The organism is Hydrogenibacillus schlegelii (assembly GCF_001653195.1).
Classification (GTDB): Bacteria; Bacillota; Bacilli; order Thermicanales; family DSM-22653; genus Hydrogenibacillus; species Hydrogenibacillus schlegelii.
In genome coordinates, this window is record NZ_JXBB01000060.1 from 65,413 (window position 1) to 81,197 (window position 15,785).

At 69.0% G+C, this 15,785-nt stretch carries 10 protein-coding genes and 1 pseudogene; 3 read left to right on the forward strand and 8 right to left on the reverse strand.

Annotated features, from left to right (window positions below; translation table 11 throughout):
* Position 1: 1 nt before the first annotated feature.
* Both SA87_RS11250 and SA87_RS11255 read right to left on the reverse strand, forming a co-directional pair.
* The gene (locus tag SA87_RS11250) at positions 2–895 is read right to left on the reverse strand and encodes a branched-chain amino acid ABC transporter permease (protein ID WP_211258055.1); all 894 of its coding nucleotides are present in this window, start codon (positions 893–895) and stop codon (positions 2–4) included.
* A 62-nt stretch (positions 896–957) separates the two neighbouring features.
* A complete protein-coding gene (locus SA87_RS11255) occupies positions 958–2,205 on the reverse strand; it encodes a branched-chain amino acid ABC transporter substrate-binding protein (RefSeq protein ID WP_082718296.1) in 1,248 nt (415 codons plus the stop codon).
* Between the two features lie 145 nt (positions 2,206–2,350).
* Between SA87_RS11255 and SA87_RS11260 the strand changes: the two genes are divergently transcribed.
* Positions 2,351–3,901, forward strand: a complete 1,551-nt coding sequence (locus SA87_RS11260) for a sigma 54-interacting transcriptional regulator (protein ID WP_169793296.1) — start codon at positions 2,351–2,353, stop codon at positions 3,899–3,901.
* 101 nt (positions 3,902–4,002) lie between these two features.
* A complete protein-coding gene (wrbA, locus tag SA87_RS11265; RefSeq protein ID WP_066203213.1) occupies positions 4,003–4,605 on the forward strand; it encodes an NAD(P)H:quinone oxidoreductase in 603 nt (200 codons plus the stop codon).
* Positions 4,606–4,703: 98 nt separating this feature from the next.
* Here the strand turns inward: wrbA and SA87_RS11270 are convergent, their stop codons facing one another.
* The 5 genes and pseudogenes from SA87_RS11270 to SA87_RS11290 all read right to left on the reverse strand — a co-directional run bounded on the left by SA87_RS11270 (position 4,704) and on the right by SA87_RS11290 (position 12,259).
* Positions 4,704–5,828, reverse strand: a complete 1,125-nt coding sequence (locus SA87_RS11270) for a CamS family sex pheromone protein (protein ID WP_066203216.1) — start codon at positions 5,826–5,828, stop codon at positions 4,704–4,706.
* Positions 5,825–7,882: an NAD-dependent DNA ligase LigA gene (gene ligA, locus SA87_RS11275; protein ID WP_066203327.1), complete on the reverse strand. Its 2,058-nt coding sequence runs from the start codon at positions 7,880–7,882 to the stop codon at positions 5,825–5,827. The genes SA87_RS11270 and ligA overlap by 4 nt, the downstream gene beginning before the upstream one ends.
* Positions 7,883–8,074: 192 nt before the next feature.
* The gene (locus tag SA87_RS11280) at positions 8,075–10,306 is read right to left on the reverse strand and encodes a UvrD-helicase domain-containing protein (RefSeq protein ID WP_066203219.1); all 2,232 of its coding nucleotides are present in this window, start codon (positions 10,304–10,306) and stop codon (positions 8,075–8,077) included.
* 432 nt (positions 10,307–10,738) lie between these two features.
* Positions 10,739–11,020: pseudogene (locus SA87_RS14145) on the reverse strand (YerC/YecD family TrpR-related protein); the annotation flags it as partial.
* An 84-nt stretch (positions 11,021–11,104) separates the two neighbouring features.
* Positions 11,105–12,259 (reverse strand): DUF3048 domain-containing protein, encoded by a 1,155-nt coding sequence (locus SA87_RS11290; RefSeq protein WP_066203221.1) that lies wholly within the window; start codon positions 12,257–12,259, stop codon positions 11,105–11,107.
* A gap of 92 nt (positions 12,260–12,351) precedes the next feature.
* Between SA87_RS11290 and SA87_RS11295 the strand changes: the two genes are divergently transcribed.
* The gene (locus SA87_RS11295) at positions 12,352–13,659 is read left to right on the forward strand and encodes an MGDG synthase family glycosyltransferase (RefSeq protein ID WP_169816966.1); all 1,308 of its coding nucleotides are present in this window, start codon (positions 12,352–12,354) and stop codon (positions 13,657–13,659) included.
* 171 nt (positions 13,660–13,830) lie between these two features.
* On the opposite strand, the gene SA87_RS11300 is transcribed toward SA87_RS11295, so the two are convergent.
* Positions 13,831–15,627 carry an adenine deaminase C-terminal domain-containing protein gene (locus SA87_RS11300; RefSeq protein ID WP_066203328.1) on the reverse strand — a complete coding sequence of 599 codons (1,797 nt, stop codon included), beginning with the start codon at positions 15,625–15,627 and terminating at the stop codon, positions 13,831–13,833.
* Positions 15,628–15,785: the final 158 nt, after the last annotated feature.

Below are 15,785 nucleotides of genomic sequence, written 5' to 3' on the forward strand. Positions count from 1 at the left end.
TTCAGACCCGCTCCGTCCCGGTCCGCCCGAGCAGGCCCGTCGGCTTCAGGGTGAGGATGAGGATGAGGATCACGAAAGCGAACACGTCCTTCCACTCCCCGCCGAGGGCCGCCGCGCCGAACGTTTCGAGAAAGCCGAGGAGATAGCCGCCGAGCATCGCCCCCGGCAGCGAGCCGATGCCGCCCAAGACCGACGCCGTAAACGCCTTGAGCCCGACGATGAAGCCCATCATGAAGTTGATCTTCCCGTAGTAGACGCCGGCGAGGACCCCGGCGCTCCCGGCGAGAAACGATCCGATGAAAAACGTCAGCGCGATCACCCGGTGCACCGGAATGCCCATGAGGGCCGTCGCCGTCGGGTTCACGGCGATCGCCCGCATCGCCTTGCCGTAGAGCGTTCGCCGGACGAAGGCATCCAGAAGGAGCATGAGCCCGACGGACGTGGCGATGATGGCGAGCTGGGCATACGTCACGTCGGCGCCGAAGAGGGAGAGGCCGCTTCGGGGAAGCTCGACCGGCATGACGCGGAAGCTCGGTCCGAGGGCGAGCATGACGCCGTTTTCCAGGACCAGGGAGACGCCGATCGCCGTGATCAGCATCACCAGCCGCGACGACTGAAGGAGCGGCCGGTAGGCGATCCGTTCGACGCCGAGGCCGAGAAGGCCGGTGGCCAGCGAGGCGAAGAGAAACGCCGCCCCGAGGCCGACGAAAAGCGGCGCCCCGCTCATCGCCGAAAGGACGCCGTAGCCGACAAACGCCCCGACCATGTAGACGTCCCCGTGGGCGAAGTTGAGGAGCTGGATGATGCCGTAGACCATCGAATACCCGAGGGCGATGAGGCTGTAAAACGAACCGATGACGAGGGCATTCATGAGCTGCTCGCCCCAGACGTTCACCGAGTCGCCTCCTTTCGGCCGCGTTCCGGCGCCGAATGTCCAAGCGGGTCCATGGATCGTTCTTACGGCAGCGCGAATTCGCCGTTTTTCACCACGACGACGATGAAGTTCGACTTCTGAATCGTGCCGTCGGGGTTGAAGGTGATCGTGCCGCCGAAGACGGGGAAGTCTTTCGTCTCCCGGAGCGCCCGGACGATCGCCGCCGGCTCGGTCGAGCCCGCCCGCTCGATGGCGTCGGCCAGAAGCCGCATGCCGTCATACGAGAGGGCGGAGTACGGGCCGGGCTCTTCGCCGTATTTCGCGTAGTATCGTTCGATGAACGCTTTCGCCTCCGGGATGAATTCCGCCGACGGGCTCATCGTGATGAACGTCCCTTCGGCGTTTTCCTTCCCGGCGATGGCGACGAGCATCTTGTCGTTCGCCCCGTCGCCGACGCCGATGATCCCCGGCACCTTCGCCGTTTTAAACTGCTTGATGAAAAGCCCGCCGGCGGAGTAGTACGCCGTCCAGTAGGTCGCGTCGGGCTTTAAGCTTTTCAGCTTGGAGATGACCGGCGTAAAGTCGTTTTCGTCGCTGTTGACCGCCTCGAAGGCGATGACTTCGCCGCCCAGCGCCTCGACTTCTTGCTTCGTCGCCTCGGCGAGATCCCGGGCAAAGGCGGAATTGTCGTGGACGAGGGCGATCCGCTTCGCCCCTTGCTCCTTGACCATGTACTCCGCCGCCCGTTTCGCCTGATGTTTCGTCGTGCCGTTGACGAGAAAGATCTCCGGATATCCCTGCGCCGGAATCTTCTCGGAGTTCGCGGCGGTGACCACCATCGGGATGCCGGCCTGATGGTACACGCCGGTCGCCGGGAGTGTCGCGCCGGAGCAGTAGCCGCCGACGACGGCGACAACGCCTTGTGAGACGAGCTTGTTGGCCGCCGCCGTCGCCGTCTGCGGGTCGCAGGCGTCGTCGGCGAAAGTGAGCTTGATCGTCTTTCCGAGCACGCCGCCCTTGGCGTTCAGTTCTTCGACGGCGAGCTCGATCGCCTGGTTGATGTCCTGGCCCATCTTCGCTTCCGAACCGGTCGTCGGGGACTGCACGCCGATCAGGATCTCGCCGCCGGACGAACCTCCGGTCGCCTCTCCGGCCGTCTGGCCCGACGGCGGGCCGTCCGTCGACGCCGTTTTCCCGCCGCATGCCGAAAGAAAGCCGCTGCCCAGAAGGACGAACGCAAGGAGCGCGAGGCCGGTGATCGTCCGCCGCCCCGGGCGGAGCCGCCGGGGCGCCGGATGAACCGACGAAAAATCCGCCGATCGCCGTTTCATCGGATGGTTCAACCTCCTGTCCATCTGTTGAAATTTAAACACCTGTTGTCTTTTCAACAAGTGTGGTAAGATGATTATACTTGATATCGCTTACTTCCCGGAATCGCCGATATTTGCACATTCCGCTGGCGGCAAGGGGATCGAGATGTCGGAAATTAAACAGAGTCGTTCGATGCGCTTCCCTGTGGAGCGGCTCGACGCCATTTTCGAGACGCTCCTTCAGAGTCTGAACGACGCCGTGACGATCGTCGACCCGACCGGAACGGTGCTGTACTGGAACCGGGCGGCGGAAATGATCTACGGCATTCCGCGTGAGGCGATCGTCGGCGCCCCGATCGACCGGTTTTTCCCGGCGGGGTCGGTCATGCTCTTTAAGGTGCTCCGAAGCCGCCGGCCGGTGCACCGCCTCTACCACCGGCCGCGGCCGGACAAGCACGTCCTCATCAACGCCTATCCGATTTTTTCCGCGTCCAGAGAGCTGATCGGCGCCATCGCCGTGGAACAAGATATCACCGAACACGTCGCCCTCTCGGCGGCCCTGTACGGCGCCCCCGAGGCCGCGCCGGAAGAAGGGACGACAAAGCGGCTTCTCGACATCCTGTTCCCGGACCTTCTGGACCTCGCCGGGCGAATCGCCGCGGCGCTCAAAGAGCGCCGGCCGGTCCTCCTCCTCGGCGAGCGGGGCTCCGGTCGGGAGGCGCTGGCCCGTTACGTCCACCGGACGCTCGGCCTGGAGGGGCCGTTCCTCGTCTTTCACAGCCGCCTCGTGCCGGACGGCTTTCAGGCGGCGGAACTCTTCGGCTTTGAAGGCCCCGGCGGGGGGGCCCCGGAAGCGGGGCTCCTCGAGCGGGCCCGAGACGGGCTTCTGTTCCTCAAAGACGTCGACGCCTGGCCGGAGGCGCTCCAGGCGGCCCTGGCGGAGGCACTCGCCGGCGGCCGGTACGTCCGTCAGGGCGGCCGGGAGCCGCTCCCCGTCGCCGCCCGCCTGATCGCCGCCGCCGGCCCGGACCTTCCTGCCGCGGTCGAGGCGGAGCGGTTTTTGCCGGAGCTCTTTTACCGCTTTTTCGTCTTCTCGCTTCCGCCGCTTCGGGCGCGGCGAAAAGAGCTCCCGGCCCTGGTGCGGCACCTCATCGACGAGGCGGCCCGCGCCCTGGGACGGCCGGCGCCGCGCCTGACCGACGAAGCGCTGGCGGCGCTTCTCCACTACGACTGGCCGGGCAATCTGCCCCAGCTCAAAAACGCCCTCGAATATGCCGTCCTCATGGCCGACGGCGGGACGGTCGAACTCCGGCACCTCCCGGAGCCGATCCGCGCCCGGACGCTTTTGGCTTACGCGCCGGAACCGTCGGGTCAAGGCCGCCTTCCCGGCGCCGGAGCGATCGCGACGGCCGCGCCGGGGGCGCCCGGGGACAGGGGACGGGCGGGCGATCGAACGGAAGGCCGGGCCGAAGACCCGGGAACGCCTCCACGATCGGCCGGGGCGGCAGCCGTAACGGCGCCCGAACCGGCTTCTTCCCCGATGCGTCTCGAACGCCTCCCGGAGGCCCGCCTGGCGCTGGAGCGGGAGCGGATCCTCGCGGCGCTCGGGGCCGCCGGCGGGAACAAAAGCCGCGCGGCGAAGCTCCTCGGCATCTCCCGCGGCGCGCTGTATTACAAGCTTCGGCAGCTCGGGATCGAAAAAGATTTATCCACTTGACTTAATTAAGGAAGCCGGCGATAATGGTGCCGTCTTCCGCTTCGCGAGCCGCCGCGTGAAGGCAGCCATCCTGAACCTGTCAGAGGAGGCCACCGTGGATCATGCGCGTTGCCGTCATCTTCTACAGCGCCACAGGCACCAATTACCGTCTGGCCCAGGCGGCGGCCCGCGCCGCCGAAGCGGCGGGCGCGGAAGTCCGCCTTCGCAAGGTGGCGGAGCTCGCCCCGCCGGAAGCCATCGAGCAAAATCCCGCCTGGAAGCGGCATGTTGAAGCGACCCGGGACGTCCCCGAAGCCCGGCCCGACGATCTCGTCTGGGCGGATGTGATCGTCTTTTCGACCCCGACCCGCTTCGGCAACGTCCCGTCGCAGCTGAAACAGTTCCTCGACACGACGGGGCCGCTCTGGGCGAAAGGCGCCCTCGTCGACAAGGTCGTCACCGCCATGACCTCGGCGCAAAATCCTCACGGCGGTCAGGAGGCGACGCTCCTTTCCCTGTACACCACGGCCTACCACTGGGGCGCGATCGTCGTCCCGCCGGGCTACACCGACCCGGCGGTGTTTGCCGCCGGCGGCAACCCCTACGGCACGTCGGCGACGGTCCCCGAGCCGGACACGCCCCTTCCGGAGGCGGTCGTCCGGGCGGCCGAGCATCAGGTGCGCCGGGCGATCGACATCGCCCGGCGGCTCAACGCCGGCCGTTAAAAAAATCCCGTTCCCTGAAAAAACCGGCCCTTCCGCGACGGAAGGGCCGGTTTTTTGCCGTCTCCGCTCGGCGTCGGGAGCGGCCGGCTCCCGGGCACCTACTGGCGAAAAAGATGCACGAACGCCTCTTTCCCCGGCGGCCGGACGATGAGCGCGATCGGCCGGCTGGCGGACTGGACGATCACCTCGACGTCCGCCTCCGGAGGAAAGCGGTCGGTGACGAGGGTGGCGGCGTATTCGGCGAGGCCCATCACCTGGCCCTGAGAGCGGTAGCTCGCCGTGATGGTCGCATCGAGTTCCAAAAGTCGGTCGCCGTCCAGGCGGGCGAGGCCGACGACGCTCAAAAACTGCGGAAACGCCCGCTCCAGGGCCTCTTTGAACTCGTCAAAGACGAGCGAAAGCCGCTTGTCCGCCTCGCTCACCTGCAAGGCCGGAAGGAGCAAATACCGCTCGGAGACGGGCGTGTAGCGAACGCCGCCGGCCGCTCCCTTGGCGAGCTCCCCGGTCAGAAAAAAATGTCCCGGCTCGAACGCGGTCCGCGGCGAGGCGAGGTAAGCGCCGAGGACGATCGGGCCGTCGACGCCTTTTTCCCTGAGGCGCCGGGCGATCTTCTCGCCGGCGTCCCGGGCATAGCGATCGAGCTCCTCCGGCTTGAGCGGTCGGGCGATCCACGGGTTCATCGCGCCCTGGCCGGCCGCTTGCGGTTCCGCGGGAACGTCTACCGTCGGATTCAAGACCATCCCGACCGTCACGCCGGCGAGGGCCCCGGTCTGGGCGTCGAGGTAGTCTTGCTCCCAGAAAAACTGAAAGACGTTGCCCGATGGCGAAGGGCGATAGGCCGGGTCGTTCAGGCCGACGGGATTTTGCTCGGGGTCGTACGGTTTGAGCCAGTCTCCGATCTCCTCGGCGCTTAAGAGCTGGCCGTCTTCGTAAAGATGCGTCTCCGGCGGAAACGTCTTTCGGCTGAGCGCCATGAGGCCGAGCTCAAACCGGGCCCGATCGACCCGGGACACCTTTTCCCACGGCGGTTGCCCCTGGCCGGGCCGGTAGGGGAGCGGCATCCGGTAGAGGACGCCCTCCGGCGGAATCGTCGAGGTCACCTCCGGCGGTGAGGCCGCCGGCGGCGCCTCCCCTTCCGTCGCCGCCTTTGGCAGGCAGCCGGCGGCCAGAAGAAAAAACGCGGCCGCCGCGGCGAGACGAAGCCCCCGGCCCCAGCGGCTCATCGGCGATCCCCGCTTCCATCGCCCTGCCGCCGGGCCTCGATGAGCGCCCGCAGGGCCGCTTCCCCGTCCAAAATCGGAATCCCGAGGGCTTCCGCCCTGGCCCGTTTGGAGCCGGGCTTTTCGCCGGCGACGACGTAGTCGGTGTTCCGGGAGACGCTGCCGGCAACGCGCCCGCCCAGCGACTCGATGAGGGCCGTCGCCTCCTCCCGGGAGAGCGTCTCCAGCGTGCCGGTGAGGACGAAGGTGAGCCCCGCGAGCGGACGATCTCTCGGTTCCGGCTCCTTCGCCACCGGCTGCGGCCGCACGCCCCGGGCGAAAAGCTTCTCCAGCGTCTCCCGAACGTGCGGGGCCCGGAAGAAGTGGACGATGCTTTCGGCGACGACCTCCCCGACGCCGGGAACGGCCTGAAGCGCCTCGAAGGTGGCGCCGAACACGGCGTCAAACGAGCCGAAGTGCTCCGCAAGCCGCCGGGCGGTCTCCTTCCCGACGCCGTGGATGCCGAGGGCAAAGAGAAACCGGTCAAGGGAGACGGCTTTCGACCGCTCGATCGCCGCAAGGAGGTTGTCGGCCTTTTTGGCGCCGAAGCGGGGCAGGACGAGGAGGGCCTCGGCGGTGAGGGCGTAGAGGTCGGCGACGTCCCGGACGAGGCCGGCCTCGACGAACTGGGCGGCCGTCTTTTCGCTCAGCCCTTCGATATCCATCGCATCCCGCTGGGCGAAGTGGACGATCTGCCGGATGAGCTGCGGCGGGCAGGAGAGGGTGTTCGGACAGTAGAAAAACGGCCCTTCCCGCTCGAGGGGCGTCCCGCACGCCGGGCAGGCGGCCGGCGGAACGATCTCGTGGGCCGGGTCTTCCTCCGCCGCCTCCGCCGGGCCGAGGATCTGGGGGATGACGTCGTTCGACCGGCGGAGCCGCACGAGGCGGCCGAGGGCGAAGCGGAGCCCTTTGCGCTCGATGTCTTCGATGTTGTTCAAGGTCGCGTGGCGGACGACCACCCCGCCCACCTCCACCGGCTCGAGCACCGCCTGGGGCGTGACGACTCCGGTCCGACCGACGTTCCAGACGACGTCGACGAGGCGGGTCGTCGCCTCCACCGCCGGAAATTTCCACGCGATCGCCCAGCGGGGCGCCTTCGCCGTCGCGCCGAGGGCCTCCCGGGTGGCGAGGTCGTCGAGCTTAATCACGAGCCCGTCGACGTCGTAGTCGAGGGCGGCCCGCTCCGCCTCTTTCTCCCGGATCGCTCGAAGGAGCGCCTCGAGATCGGTGAAGGCTTCCGAATACGGCGTCACCTTAAGCCGCATCTCCCGCATGAAGGCGATCATCTCCCGGTGGCTCCGGAAGGGGCGGTCGGAGGCGTAGTTCACGTGATAGAAAAAGACGTCGACGCCCCGCCGCCGGACTTCCCGCGTATCGAGGTTCCGGAGCGCCCCGGCGACGCCGTTCCGGGTGTTGGCGAGCTTGACCGGACTTTCTTCGTTGTAGCGGAGGAGCCGCGACCGGGGCATGATCGCCTCCCCCTGAAACTCGAACACCCCCCGCCGCTCCGGAATCGAAAGCGGAACGCTCGGGATGACCTTCACCGTCTCGAAGATCATCTCGCCGACTTCGCCGTTCCCCCGGGTGGCGGCCTTGGTCAGGCGCCCGTCTTCGTACGTGAGGACGACGGTGAGTCCGTCAAACTTCGGCTCCAGGATGTACACCGGCGCCGGAAGGGGCGAAAGCCCCTGAGCCGCCCGGGCCGCGTTCGCCTCCGCCCAGAGCCGCTCGACCCGCTCCGCCCACGATCGGAGCCCCGCCTCCGTCGTCGTCTTATCGAGGCTAAGAAGCGGCACCCGGTGCCGGTGCTCCGGAAACTGGCCGGAAAGCTCCGCGCCGACCTTCTGCGTCGGCGAATCCGGCAGCACGATGCCGGTCTCCCGCTCCAGCCGGACGAGTTCGTCGTAGAGCGCGTCGTATTCTTCGTCCGGCACCTTCGGTTCGCCGAGGGTGTAGTAGTAGTAGTTGTATTCGTTCAGAAGCCGAACGAGCGCTTCCATTCGCTCCCGCTTGTCCACCGATCCGGCCTCCCGATCCGTCGAGCCGTATTCTTCGAGGTACCGACGGATGGTTTCGGCGGAAACATTTCCCGCCGAGGCGATGAAGGAGAAAAAAGCGCCCGAAAAGAAGCGTGCGGCCGAAGGACGAGCCGGCATGCCGCCGATGCCTCACCGGCTTGAGGCCGCGGCGAGCGGTCCGGGGGCACCCCGTCAGGCGCGCACGAGCGGCGCGTATGCCGAAAGGAGCTTTTTGATGCCGTGCGGTGCCGAAAAGGCGACCGTGAGCACCTCGTCGTCTCCGCTTCGCTCGACCGCTATGACGACGCCCTCGCCCCACTTGGCGTGGCGGACCCGGTCGCCGGCGGCAAAGCCGGAGGCCGGGACGGCAGAGGACGCCGGCCGGGCGGGAAAGGCCCCTCCCGGCCGCGGCCCGGTGGGCCCTCCCGCCCCCTCGCTTCCGGCCGGGATGAGGCCGACGGCCGCCGTCCCCCCGGCGCCGGGCGACGCGGGGAAGCCGTCGACGATCTCGAGCACCTCCGGCGGCAGTTCGCTCAAAAACCGCGACGGCGCCGACGGCTCCACCCGACCGAAGAGCCGCCGCTGGGCGGCGGTGATGAGGTAGAGCCGCTCCTTGGCGCGGGTGATGCCGACGTACATGAGCCGCCGCTCTTCCTCGAGCTCGTCGTCGTCAAACAGGCTCCGGCCGTTCGGGAAGATGCCTTCGTCGAGACCGGGAATGAAGACGACGGGAAACTCGAGGCCCTTGGCGCTGTGGAGCGTCATCAGCGTCACCGCGTCCGCCGCCTCGAGCTGATCGACGTCGGTGGCGAGGGCGAGGTCGGCGAGGAAGTCGGCCAGCGTCCCGCCGGGCGCCTCCGCCTCATACGCCTGAAAGACCGAGTAAAGCTCGGCGACGTTCTCCAGCCGCGCGCGCCCTTCCTCCGTCTCCGCCTCCGCCTCGAGCATCGCCCGGTAGCCCGTCTCCTCGAGCACCGCCTCAAGGAGCGCCGAAGGCGGGCGGGCGGCGAGATCCGCCCGGAGGCGCTCGAGAAGATCGGAAAGCGCCCGCATGCCCTTGGCCGCGGCACCCCGGACCCCGGCCGCCTCCGGCGTCGCCAGGACGTCATACGGCCGAAGTCCCGCCTGGGCGGCGTACTCGACCGCTCGCTGCCACGACGTCTCGCCGATCCCCCGCCGGGGAACGTTCAAGATCCGTTCCAGCGACAGGGCGTCGCCCGGGTTGACGAGGACGCGGAGATAGGCGAGGACGTCTTTAATCTCTTTCCGTTCGTAGAAGCGAAGCCCGCCGACGACGCGGTACGGGAGCCCCAACCGGGCCAGTTCCCCTTCGATCGCCCGCGACTGGGCGTTCATCCGGTAGAGGACGGCGACATCGCCGAGCCGGACGCCGCCTGCGGCGAGGGCGCGGATCTCCTCGGCGATAAAACGCGCCTCGTCGGCTTCGTCGATGGCGTGATACAGCCGGATCTTCTCGCCGCCGGCCCGGCGCGTCCAGAGCGCCTTCGGCTTTCGGGCCGTGTTGTGGGCGATGACGGCGTTGGCCGCCTCGAGGATGATCGCCGTCGAGCGATAGTTTTCTTCGAGCAGGATCGTCTTCGCCCCGGGAAAGTCCCGCTCGAAATCGAGGATGTTGCGAAGATCGGCCCCCCGCCAGCGGTAGATCGACTGATCGCCGTCGCCGACGGCAAACAGGTTTCCGTTCTCCCCGGCGAGGGCCCGCAGGAGAAGGTACTGCACCCGGTTCGTGTCCTGATATTCGTCGACGAGGACGTGTCGGAAGCGCCGGCGGTACTTCTCCAGCACGTCCGGCCGCCGGCGAAAGAGGATGAGCGTCTGAAGCAACAGCCCGTCAAAGTCGAGCGCCGCGTGTTCGACGAGCGCCCGTTCATACGCGGCGTAGACGTCGAAGAGCACCCGGGCGGCGGGATCGCCGGCGAGACGGCCGTACGCCTCGACGTCGATGCCTTCGTTTTTCAGCCGGCCGATCTTCGCCCGCATCGTCCGGGGCGGAAATTTTTTTTCGTCCAGATTGAGCGACCGGAGCACCTTGGCGAGCAGCCGGTCGGCATCCTGCGCATCGAGGATCGTAAACCGGGGATCGACGCCGATCGCCTCGCCGTCGATCCGAAGCACCCGGGCCGAAAAGGCGTGAAACGTCATCAGCCAGACGTCCCGCGCCGCCTCGCCGATGAGCGCTTCGGTCCGCTCCCGCATCTCCCGGGCCGCCTTGTTCGTGAAGGTGATGGCGAGGATCCCGGTGGGCGGGACGCCCCGCGCGATGAGGGCGGCGATGCGGTGGGTGAGGACCCGCGTTTTGCCGCTTCCGGCACCGGCGACGACGAGCACCGGTCCGTCGCCGGCCAGCACCGCTTCCCGCTGCCGGTCGTTGAGGCCCTGAAGAAGCGTGTCGACCGCTTCCATCGGCGCGCCTCCTCTCTTCCCGCATTGTACCGGATGCGGGCGCATAAAAAAAGCGCCCGCGTTCGCGGGCCGAGGCGGCGGCCGGGATCTGGGACGGGACCGTTCGACCGGACGCGGCGCTTCCGCCGAAGGCCGGACCGACGCCGGAACCGCGGTCGCCCGTCTCCCGTCCCTCCCCGCCGTCCGTCGACCGCTTTAGGCCTCGGACGGAAGACCCGGCGCCGCCGCTCGCCGGACACGGGCCTCATCCGGCGCCTCTTCGTCCCGGACCTCCGCCGCCAAGGCCGCCGCGTCGGCGCCCCTTCCTGCCGTTTTGCCGGCGCGGGCCGCCGGCGCTTTCGACCCGGGGGGCCGAAGCGGGTCGGCGGCCGCCGCTTCCTCCCGGCCGTCTCCGAAGGCGGCGCCGGCAGGCGGGAGCTTCCCCGCCTGCTCCAGCCGCTCGAAGACGAGGGCGTAGCCGTCGTTGCCGAAGTGAAGGCTCCGCTTTACGCGGGAGATCGTCGCCGTCGACGCGCCGGTCTTGGCCTCGATGGCGGCGTACGTCTCCCCGTCCCGGAGCATCTTGGCGACCATCAGCCGCTGGCCGAACGCCTTGAGCTCGTTGATCGTGCACAGGTCATCAAAAAACGCATAACACTCCTCCGGCGTCCGCAAGGTGAGGATCGCATCGAACAAAAAATCGATGCCGTACGGCTTCAGCTTCTCCAGGCGCATCGCCAGCACCCCTTTGTCCACCCTCGAACCCCTCACCCTTTCGTTTGCCGACATTATACTTCAACGCTTTAGTTTTGTAAAATGTCACGGCCGGGACGCCGCCCCGCCGCCGTCGGCCGGCGCCCCGCCGTCCGGCGCCTCTCCGGCGCCGCGGTACTGAACCGTCGCGCCGACGTCCGGAACGACTTCGACCCACGTCTGGCCCGGCGCGAAGGCGATCTCCGCCCGGTCTTCCGTGTAGGCCCGAAGGACACCCCGGACGTTCTCCCACGTCACCGGCACGGCCCGGCCGAGGCTGACGAAAACGCCGCGGCCGCCGCCGTCCAGGTCGATCGCCAGACGGCCGGCCGAATCCAGAATCCGGTGCCGGGCGAAGAGGACGAGGATGTTCGTCGCGGTGAGCGGTTTTCCCGTCTCCAGGTCCGAATGCGGCTGGCCGTTGATCGCCCGCCGGTACGTCCGGGATTCGGCGTCGTACGTGTACGTCACGCGGTACGACGGGTTGTATCGAACGAGAAGCTCGTCCGCCGGGCTTCCGACCGGGCGGCCGGGGCCCGTCCACGGATCGACCAGGAAGCGAAAGCCGGGGACGGTGCCGGTGTCGCGGTAATGCTTCTTGTCCATCATGGCCCGGACGTTTTCCAGGCTGGTGTAGAGGTTGTGGGGCGCCTTCCGAAACGACGCCCGCCAAAAGTAAGGGTCCGCCTCGCCCAGAAGGCCGTTCAGACTCGGGAGCCCCCGATCGGCGATCGTCTTCAGCGCCTCGGGGCTCCCGCCGGCGTGGACCATGACCGCATCGAAGCCGTCGGCGAGGCGGATGAAATACGGCCGGATGCTCCGGATCGGGCCGATGGTGCCGGCGTCGGCCGTCTGGTAGACGGCGGCAAAGCGCGGGATCCCGCCTTCGGCCAGAAGTTCGTAGACGACGTCGGCCCGGTCGAGCCCCGACTGAGGCCGGGCCTCCGGGCTGTTTTCGATGATGGCGACGATCGCCCGCCGGCCCGGCGCGGCGTCCGTCGGAAGGCCCGTAAGCGGCGAGACGTACGGCTTCCCGACGGCCGCGTCGCCCCCCTTTTCCTCCGGCGCCGGCGCCCGGACGGCCGGCCCGTCGGCCGGCGGCGCCTCCGGTTCGGACGCCGGCCGGCTCCGGCAGCCGGCGAGAAGGACAATGAGCGAAAGCGCCCCAAGCGACAGCGTGCGCACGAGGCGCCGGATCGAACGATGACGCTCCGCCAACATCGGTCTCGCTCCTCTCCCAGACCGAACGCGTCGGTCTTCGACATGGCGATGAACGTTCGGCTACAATGGAGGCAGAAAAGGAGGGAAAGGCCGTGGACGCCGCTTCCGGCTCCCCCATCCTCATCGTCACCGGCGGCTTCGGCGACGGCCACCGCCGCGCGGCGGAAGCCCTGGCCCTCGCCGTCCGCGATCTGGACGCCGGCCGTCCGGTGCACGTCGTCGACCTTTACGCCGCCCTTTCGCCGAAGCTTTATCCGCTCATGCTGCAGGGCTATCGGCTCACCTTAAGCCGCGCCCCGGAACTCCTCGGAGGGACGTACCGGCTCACCGCCCGCCTTCGGGCGGGGCGGAATAAGCCCGCCGAAGTCTTCCCCGGCTTTTTTCGTTTTCCCCCGATTTCGCTTCGCCGCGGTCCGCTCATCCTCCTTCCGCGCCTCAGGGTTCCGCGGCCCGAATTTTCCTTCCCGGAGCGCCTCCGCCTCGGCCGGTCCGCCCCTCTCGGACGCCCGGCTCCCTTCCGCCCCCCGCGGGTCCTGGCGGGGCACGTCCTTCACCTGCTCGAGGCGATGCGCCCCGCCGCCGTGGCCATCACGGCTCCGGTTCCGGCCCTCTTCCTCGCCCGCGTCAAACGCCGGGCAGGCCTCGCCGTCCCGCTCGCCTATGTGGCGACGGACCTTCTGCCGCATCCGGCGGTCGCCGAACCCGAGATCGATCGCTTCCTGGTCGCCCACGGGCGCGCCCGGGCGCACCTTGCCGCGCTCGGCCTTCCCGAAGAGCGCATCCGCGTCACCGGCATCCCCATCCATCCGGCCTTTTCCGCCGCGGCCGAAGTCCGGAGGCGGCGCCTGCAAGGGGACGCCGACGCGGGAAAACCGCTCCGAATCGTCGTCGCCGGCGGCGGCTTTGGGATGGCCGAAGGGGCAAAGCGCCTGCTGGAACCCCTCGCCGACGGCGGGAGGACGCTTCCGCCCCTTCGCATCGCCGTGCTCGCCGGGCGGAACGTCGGACTCCGTAAAACGCTCGGCGATCTCCGCCTTCCGCCGCCCCACCGCCTCGCCGTCCTGCCGTACCTCTCTCCCCCCCAGGTCGCCGCCCTCTACGCCGCCGCCGACGGCCTCGTGACCAAGCCGGGGGGCCTCACCGTCGCCGAGGCGCTCACGGTCGGCGTCCCGCTTTTTCTCTTCGATCCCCTTCCCGGTCCGGAGGAAGAAAACGCGCGCTTCCTGCTGGATGAGGGGCTCGCCGCTTCCGGAGGGGCGGACGCCTTTTTCCGCTGGGTCGGTACGGTCGCCGACCCGACGACGCGGATGGCGCTGAGTCTCCGCCTTCGGTCGGCGCTCCCGCCGAACGCCGCCGAAGCGGCGGCCCGGGAAATCCTCCACCTCGCCGGGGCCCGGTAGAACCGCGCCGAGGCCCGGGGATCGCCTCGCCCCCGACGCCATCCCCCGAGGAGGCGCCCCGATGTCCGACGGCCTTAAGCGGGCTCGTCGCGCCCGCCCTCGGGCTCGCCGGGCTTTTTCCCGAAAGACCGGCCGGCGCCGCGGCCGGACCGGCCCCGCCCGATCCGCGGTTCAGGCGGTCCCGCCGGCCGCCGGCCCCGAAAGCCGCCGGACGGGAGACAGGATCCGTCCGTCTTTCACCGAAAGGAGCCCCCGCTCGGTGAGGCGCACCCGGGGAAGATGCGTCGACGACAGGAAAAGGAGCATGTACAGCGGGTCCCGGTGGGGAAAGCCCGCCTTCCGCATCGCGCGGACGAACGCTTCCGTCCGCTCGATGAGCTCCGGCATGGCGAGGTCGCTCAGGCGGCCGAAGAGGGGGAGCGGCAAAAACCCCGCCTCCTCCGCCGCCCCGACGCCGATCCGCCAGACGATCCCCGGCCGTTCGACGACCGCCCGGTACGCCTCCAGGGCCCGCTCCGGCGATGAGGCGAGGACGAGGACGTCGGCGCTCGCGGTAAACGTCGACGCGACGGCAAGGGATCCTTCCCCAAGGCCGCTCATCACGGCGGCGGTCACCCACCGCCCGTCCCGGTCGACGAGCGCCGCGAGATGAAGCGTCCCGCCGAGCGCCGCCGGATCGATCCGGTCCCCGCGCACCGGAAGCGGCCGTTCGGCGAGGACGGTGATCACGTCGCTGTGCAGGTGGACGATCGGCTGCGGCGCCCCCGGTGCCCCGGGGGGAAGAAAATCGTCCGGCCGAAGCGGCGCCGGGCGGACCTTCTGGCGCCGGGCTTCCGGCACAAGCCGTTCCCACGCCGGCTCCGGCAGCCGGAGTTCCGAGGCCGGCCGCCCTTCGACCCACGTCAAAAGGGGCGTCGGCTCCGACGGCGAGGCGAGGACGTTCACGTCGGCGAGCCGCCCCGGCGCGATCGCTCCGACCGCATCGTCGAGGCGGTAATACTCGGCGACGTTCAGCGTCGCCCACCGGTACGCCCACGCCGGGGGCGCCCCCGCCTCGAGGGCGAGGGCGATCAGCCGGTCCAGGAAGCCGTCGGTCAAAGCCGGCGGCGTCGCCCCGTCGGTCGTGAGCATGAGGCGGGTCCAGGCCGCCGGCACCTCCAGCGCCGCCCGGACGAGTTCCGGCAGATCCGGCCGGATCGACGAGTGGCGAAGGGGCGCAAAGTACCCGAGCCGGAGGCGCCGGAGGAGTTCCTCGCCGTCGATCGCCTCGTGATCCGCCGTGGCACCGGCGAGGGCGAGGCGAAGGAGCGTCTCGTACGAGGCGCCCGGGGCGTGGCTTTCGATGCGCTTTTCCGCTTCGATAAACGGCGAAAGCCGCGCGAGCGCTGCTTCGTCGCCGGCGGCCAGCGGGACAAAATCGGTCAGTTCCCCCGCCTGAACGACGAAGGGATGGACGGCGAGGGCGGCGAGGTGCTCCGGCGCGTACCGGGCCGAAAGGCGCCCATCGTGCGCCTGCGGCGTCGTCCGGGCCCACCAGAGAAACTTCACCGGATGCGCCGAAAAGGCCGCCATGAGCCGCTCCCACGCCGGAAGGGGGAGAAGCTGAAAGAGCATCATGTTGTCCGCGATGAGCATCGTCGTCCCGCGGCCGAGGACGTAATCGGCCAGCGTCCACGGATGATACAGCTGAAACGGATGGGCGTGCGGTTCGATGTACCCCGGAACGAGCACCCGGTCCCGGACGTCGACGAGGCGCGTCTCGGGCCCGACGCGGGGCGCCTCCGGCCCGACGTAGGCGATCCGCCGGCCCAGGAAGGCGACTTCGGCCCGAAGCCATTCGCCGGTAAAAACGTTCAGCACCACGCCGCCGGAAAGCCACACGTCCGCCGGCGCCTCCCGCCGGGCCACCCGGATGAGCGCCGCCCGCTCCCGGGCCGACGGCGGACGAAGCCGCTTCGGTCGCTTCATCATCGAAGGCCTCCTTTGTACGGTTCATTTCGACGCCGGCGGCCGACCTCCTGCCGGAGCGGTCGGGTTCATCCCGCGAAAAGACCGGCCGCCCTTGAGCCCGCCACCGCCGAACGATAGACTGTCCGTGAAGTGCCCGAAACGAAAGGAGGGCCTCC